The sequence below is a fragment of the Kitasatospora sp. NPDC057500 genome (assembly GCF_042802195.1).
GTDB lineage: Bacteria > Actinomycetota > Actinomycetes > Streptomycetales > Streptomycetaceae > Kitasatospora.
Window position 1 is genome coordinate 1 of sequence record NZ_JBHVER010000335.1, and the last position, 5,298, is coordinate 5,298.

Below are 5,298 nucleotides of genomic sequence, written 5' to 3' on the forward strand. Positions count from 1 at the left end.
CAGGCGCGGGTGGTTTGCCGGCCCCGGGTTTGCCGGCCCCTGGTGGGCCCTCCCACCGATTGCGCTCACGAGCGGGCAGAATGCGTCCGGACCTGTCAGGCGGTGACGGGCCGGTGAGGGAAGGTGTTGGGGAATGGCGGAGGCCAGCAGCTCCGTGGCGGCCGGGCCGGGCGCCACCGGGTCCGGGGCGGTCGGCGACGGCTCGGGCGGACCGGCCCGGGGCACCCCGGACGGCGCGGGCCGGGCCGGGCGGATCGCCGCGTGGAAGGCGGCCGGGTCGCGGTCGGCGCTGCTGCCGCTGCGGCTCTTCCTCGGCGTCACCTTCGTCTTCGCGGCGCTCGACAAGCTCTCCGACGGCCACTACCTGGCCGGCGCCGGCGACCCGGCCTCGTTCGTCTCGCAGACCCGGGCCGTCGAGGGCGCCAGCCCGGTCGGCTTCCTGCTCGGCCCGGCCCTGGACCACCCCACCCCGTTCGCCCTGCTGGTCGCCTTCGGCGAGCTCGCGGTGGGCCTGGGCACCCTGCTCGGCCTCTGGGGCCGGCTCGCCGCCGCCGGCGGGGCCCTGATCAGCCTCACCCTCTGGCTCACCGTCAGCTGGAACGTCTCGCCGTACTACCTCGGCAGCGACCTCGCCTACCTGATGGCCTGGACGCCGCTGCTGCTGGCCGGCACCCCGTCCCTCTCGGTGGACGGCTACCTCGCCCGGCGCTCCGCCAGGGACCGCCGGCGCGGCCTGAGCGAGGACCACGTCCGGCGCCGGGCCCTGATGGACGGCGGCATCGCGGCCGTCGCGCTGGGCGGGGCCGGCCTGCTCACCGGCTCGCTGACCGCGAGTTTCGGGCGGGACAGGCCCACTGCGAAGGCCAGGCAGTCCGCCGCCCCGGCGCCGGCCGGCACGCCGGTCACGGTGGCCGCCGCGAGCGTCCCGGTCGGCGGCTCGGCCCAGGTCAAGGACCCGGCCAGCGGCGACGCGGTCTACGTGGTGCAGCCCAAGGCGGGCCAGTACTGCGCGTTCTCCTCGGTCTGCACCCACTCCGGCTGCGCGGTCGACGCGCCCAAGGACGGTCAGCTGTACTGCCCCTGCCACGGCTCCCGGTTCGACGCCGCCACCGGCGCGGTGCTGAACGGCCCGGCCACCGAGCCGCTGCCGAAGTACCGGGTCACCAAGGAGGGCGACAGCCTCCACCTGGGACCGCTGGAGGGCTAACCCTCCCGGTCCTCCGGCCGGGAGCGGCGGACCGCCGCCGCCACCGCCCCGGCCAGGCCGCCCACGCCCAGGACGATGAAGGTCACCGGGATGACGATCCGGCCGTTCACCGAGACGTCGTTCACCGCAGCCACCAGGTAGAGCACCGCGATCGCGGTGAACAGCCCCCCGGCGATCAGCGAGAACAGGTCGAGCGGGTGCTTCCTCACTGCTGGACCACCTTGATGTTGCCGAGCCCGACCTTCAGCGTGAGGTCGAGCGTCCCCTTGGATGTCTGTCCGTTCGTCGGGAGCAGCTGGTAGGTGCGGTCTCCCGGGCCCTCGTTGGAGGCCTCGCGGTCGGCGAGGCGGACCTCGACCAGGCCGGTCTCGCTGCGCACGTTGACCGTGATGCCCGACGGCACCGTCACGGTCAGGTCGCCGACGCCCATCTCGACCGCGGTGGCCAGGGCCGCGCCGGCCGGGTCGAGCGCGCGGAGGTCCAGGTGCGCCGAGCCGACCCCCAGCGTGTACCTCGGCTGCAGTTCGGCGGCCGTGGCGACGGTCCAGGTACGGTCGCCGGCGATGTTCCGCGTCGAGACCGAGGACCCGCCGACCGCGGTCAGCGCGATGGTGAGCAGCAGGCCCGGGACCACCAGCCGGCGGGCCCGGCCGAACTTCGCGCCGAGCAGCAGGGTCAGCCCGATCACCAGCAGCGCGGCCGCGAGCACGCTGCCGGCCCGCACCGTAGCCCCGCCGCCGGTCGAGGCCGACCAGACGGCGCTGGCGGCGCCCACCGCCAGCAGCAGGCCGATCAGGCCGAGCGGCGAGCGCTCGCGCCGGTGCACCACCACGGGCGGGTGCGGCGCGGCGGGCGGGACGGGCCCGGCCTCCTTGCGCAGCGGGTCGCCCTGCGGCAGGTCGGTCCGCTGCCACCACGGGCGGGCCGGGGCACCGGGCGGCGGGGTCGGCGTGCTGCCGCCGTACGGGTTGCGCTCGGGGTGGCGCGGGTCCCACAGGTAGCCGGACGGGCCGGCGTGCGGGGTGTCGGCGGGGACGGTGCCGGCCTCGCGTGCGGCGGCGTGCCGGGCGCGGGCCTCGGCGTCCGCGGCCGGCTCCTCGGGCGGCCAGCGGTAGTCGCTTGCGGCGGCTGCGCCGGTGCCGCCGGCGGCGGGGTCGGCGTCCGGGAAGTACCGGTCGTACGGGCCGCCCGGTCGTTCGCCGTCCCCGTGGCCGTAGGGGTGGCCGGGTTCGTGGTGGTGCCGGTGCCGGTGCCGGTGGCGACGGCCGCGGACCCGGCCGCCGCGGCGCTCGGGGTCGTAGCGGACGGCGAGGAAGACCAGCCCGGCGAGCAGCAGCAGCGGGAACAGCTGGTCGCCGTCGCCCATCGAGGAGAAGAAGACGCCGGTGCCGATCACGGTCAGCAGCACCGCGCCGATCGACTGGCCGTCCACCCGGCCGGTGAGCACCCGCTGCAGCTCGGTGCGCCCGGTGCGCCCGGTGCCCTTGCCGTCCGCGCCCTGCTCGGTCGGCACGATCAGCCAGGCCAGGCCGTAGAGGAAGAGGCCGAGGCCGCCGGAGAGGCAGAGCACGACCGTCACGACGCGGAACACCACCGGGTCGATGTCCAGGTGTCGGCCGAGGCCGCCGCAGACGCCGGCCACCACGCGGTGGTGCTCGGCCCGGGTCAGCGGGGGCCGCTCCGGTGAGGGCGGGGCGGTCGTCCCGGGCTCGTGGAGCTCCTCTGCGCGGTGGTGTTCGGTCATGCCACCATCCTGGTGGGTGCCGCACCCCCCGCCCAACCGGTCCCGCCCCTGCTCGGACCCTGACTTGTCCCTGATAAGGGTCAGGGCCGCACCCTGATGCGTCCGGGTCCGCCCGCGTGGAACGATCGGTGCCGTGGCAGCACCCGGTTCCGACTCCCGCCCCCTCGCCCCCGAGCCCGCGCCGCCCGGGGGCGGCGACCCGTCCGCGGCCGACGACGGCCGGCCGCCGTACCGCCGGCTGTACCGCAGCCCGCAGGGGCGGATGCTCGGCGGTGTCGCGCACGGGCTCGCCGTGCACCTCGGGCTGTCCGTCAGCTGGGTGCGGATCGCCTTCGTGGTGCTGTTCTTCGCCCAGGGCCTCGGCGGGCTGCTGTACGCGGCGTTCTGGTTCGTGGTGCCGATCGGCATCGGCGAGCCCGCGCGGCGGCCCGGCGCGCACTGGGTGTACGTGAACGGCGCCTTCGTCCCGGTCGGCTCCTGGCAGCCGGGCGGCGGCGGGGAGCTGAGCAAGGACGGCGGCGGGCGCGGCGGGTGGATCGGCCGGCTGCGCGAGGTGCTCCAGCACGCCCTGCGGGGCGAGCCGGCCGAGGCGGGCGAGGGTGCCGGCGCGGCCGGCCCCGCGGCCGCCGGCCAGCGGCAGGGCGGGCTGGGCCAGCTGGCCGCGCTGGTGATGCTGGTGATCGGCGTGATCGCCCTGCTCAACGCGCTCAACGTGCAGACCGCCAAGCCGTACACCTGGCCGCTGCTGGCGATCGGTGTCGGTGTGGCGCTGGTCTGGCGGCAGGCCGACGACTCGCGCTGGCAGCGCTGGTTCGGTCTGGAGGAGGGCGAGAAGCGGCGCGGCGCCTACACCCGGGTCGGCGCGGGCGTGCTGCTGGTGGTGGCGGGCATCGTCGCCTTCCTCGCCACCCAGGGCAGTGCCTCGCCCGTCGGCTGGATGATCGAGTCCGCGCTCGCGGTGCTGGCCGGTGTGCTCGTGCTGCTGGGCCCGTACGCGCTGCGGATGTGGCAGGACCTCGGCGCCGAGCGCACCGCCCGCATCCGCGCCCAGGAGCGCGCCGAGATCGCCGCACACGTCCACGACTCGGTGCTGCACACGCTGACCCTGATCCAGCGCCGGGCCGAGGACCCCAAGGAGGTGCTGCGGCTCGCCCGCGCCCAGGAGCGCGAGCTGCGGCTGTGGCTCTACCGGCCGGAGGCGGTGGCCGAGCAGGCGCCGGACACCATGGCGGAGAGCCTGCGCGCGGTGGTCGCCGAGGTCGAGGACCGGCACGGCGTCCCGGTCGAGGTGGTGATCGTCGGCGACTGCCCGATGGACGAGCGGATCGCGGCGCAGATGCAGGCCGCGAGGGAGGCGACCGTCAACGCGGCCAAGTACGGTGGCGGGGGACCGGTCCAGGTCTACGCCGAGGTCGAGGGGAGGACCGTGATGGTGTTCGTCCGCGACCACGGCCCCGGCTTCGACCCGGACACGGTGCCCGAGGACCGGATGGGCGTACGCGAGTCGATCCTCGGCCGCATGAAGCGCAACGGCGGCACCGCACGGGTGCGGCCCGCGCCGGACGGCGGGACCGAGGTCGAGCTGGAGATGGAGAGAGCGAATGACTGAGGCAGCGCCGGAGCGTCGCGCGCGGGTCGTGCTGGTCGACGATCACCGGATGTTCCGGACGGGGGTGCGGGCGGAGATCGGGCGCACCGAGGTGACCGGCATCGACGTGGTCGGCGAGGCCGACGACGTGGAGTCCGCGGTCCGGGTGGTGGCCGAGACGCGGCCCGACGTGGTGCTGCTGGACGTCCACCTGCCCGGGGGCGGCGGCGTCGAGGTGCTGCGCCGCTCGGCCGGGCTGATGGGGGAGCAGGGGGGAGTGAAGTTCCTGGCGCTGTCGGTGTCGGACGCGGCGGAGGACGTGATCGGCGTGATCCGCGGCGGCGCCCGCGGCTACGTCACCAAGACGATCACCGGGGCCGACCTGGTCGACGCGATCTTCCGGATCGGCGACGGGGACGCCGTCTTCTCGCCCCGGCTGGCCGGCTTCGTGCTGGACGCCTTCGCCGCCACCGACACCCCGCCGGTGGACGAGGACCTGGACCGGCTGACCCAGCGCGAGCGCGAGGTGCTGCGGCTGATCGCCCGCGGCTACGCGTACAAGGAGATCGCCAAGCAGCTGTTCATCTCGGTAAAGACCGTGGAAAGCCACGTTTCGGCGGTGCTGCGCAAGCTCCAGCTGTCCAACCGGCACGAGCTGACCACCGAGCTGCAGCACGAACTCGACACCCGCTGCAGCCCGGTGGCAGCCGTGGCGTGACCAACATCCGCACCGGCAATCCGGACCTGAAGGCCGAACGC

Annotated in this window: 5 protein-coding genes; 3 read left to right on the forward strand and 2 right to left on the reverse strand. The window is 75.5% G+C overall.

Annotated features, from left to right (window positions below):
* The first annotated feature begins 133 nt into the window (after positions 1-133).
* Positions 134-1,207 carry a ubiquinol-cytochrome c reductase iron-sulfur subunit gene (locus tag ACFU74_RS35820; protein WP_380764310.1) on the forward strand — a complete coding sequence of 358 codons (1,074 nt, stop codon included), beginning with the start codon at positions 134-136 and terminating at the stop codon, positions 1,205-1,207.
* Here ACFU74_RS35820 and ACFU74_RS35825 read toward each other — a convergent pair.
* Positions 1,204-1,416: a hypothetical protein gene (locus tag ACFU74_RS35825; protein WP_380764311.1), complete on the reverse strand. Its 213-nt coding sequence runs from the start codon at positions 1,414-1,416 to the stop codon at positions 1,204-1,206. The genes ACFU74_RS35820 and ACFU74_RS35825 overlap by 4 nt on opposite strands.
* The gene (locus ACFU74_RS35830) at positions 1,413-2,951 is read right to left on the reverse strand and encodes a PspC domain-containing protein (RefSeq protein ID WP_380764312.1); all 1,539 of its coding nucleotides are present in this window, start codon (positions 2,949-2,951) and stop codon (positions 1,413-1,415) included. The genes ACFU74_RS35825 and ACFU74_RS35830 overlap by 4 nt, the downstream gene beginning before the upstream one ends.
* 262 nt (positions 2,952-3,213) lie before the next feature.
* On the opposite strand from ACFU74_RS35830, the gene ACFU74_RS35835 reads away from it, so the two are divergent.
* Both ACFU74_RS35835 and ACFU74_RS35840 read left to right on the forward strand, forming a co-directional pair.
* Positions 3,214-4,560, forward strand: coding sequence for a PspC domain-containing protein (locus ACFU74_RS35835; RefSeq protein ID WP_380764314.1), 1,347 nt, complete (start codon positions 3,214-3,216; stop codon positions 4,558-4,560).
* Entirely contained in the window at positions 4,553-5,257 is a 705-nt protein-coding gene (locus ACFU74_RS35840) for a LuxR C-terminal-related transcriptional regulator (RefSeq protein ID WP_380764313.1), read from the forward strand. The genes ACFU74_RS35835 and ACFU74_RS35840 overlap by 8 nt, the downstream gene beginning before the upstream one ends.
* Positions 5,258-5,298: the final 41 nt, after the last annotated feature.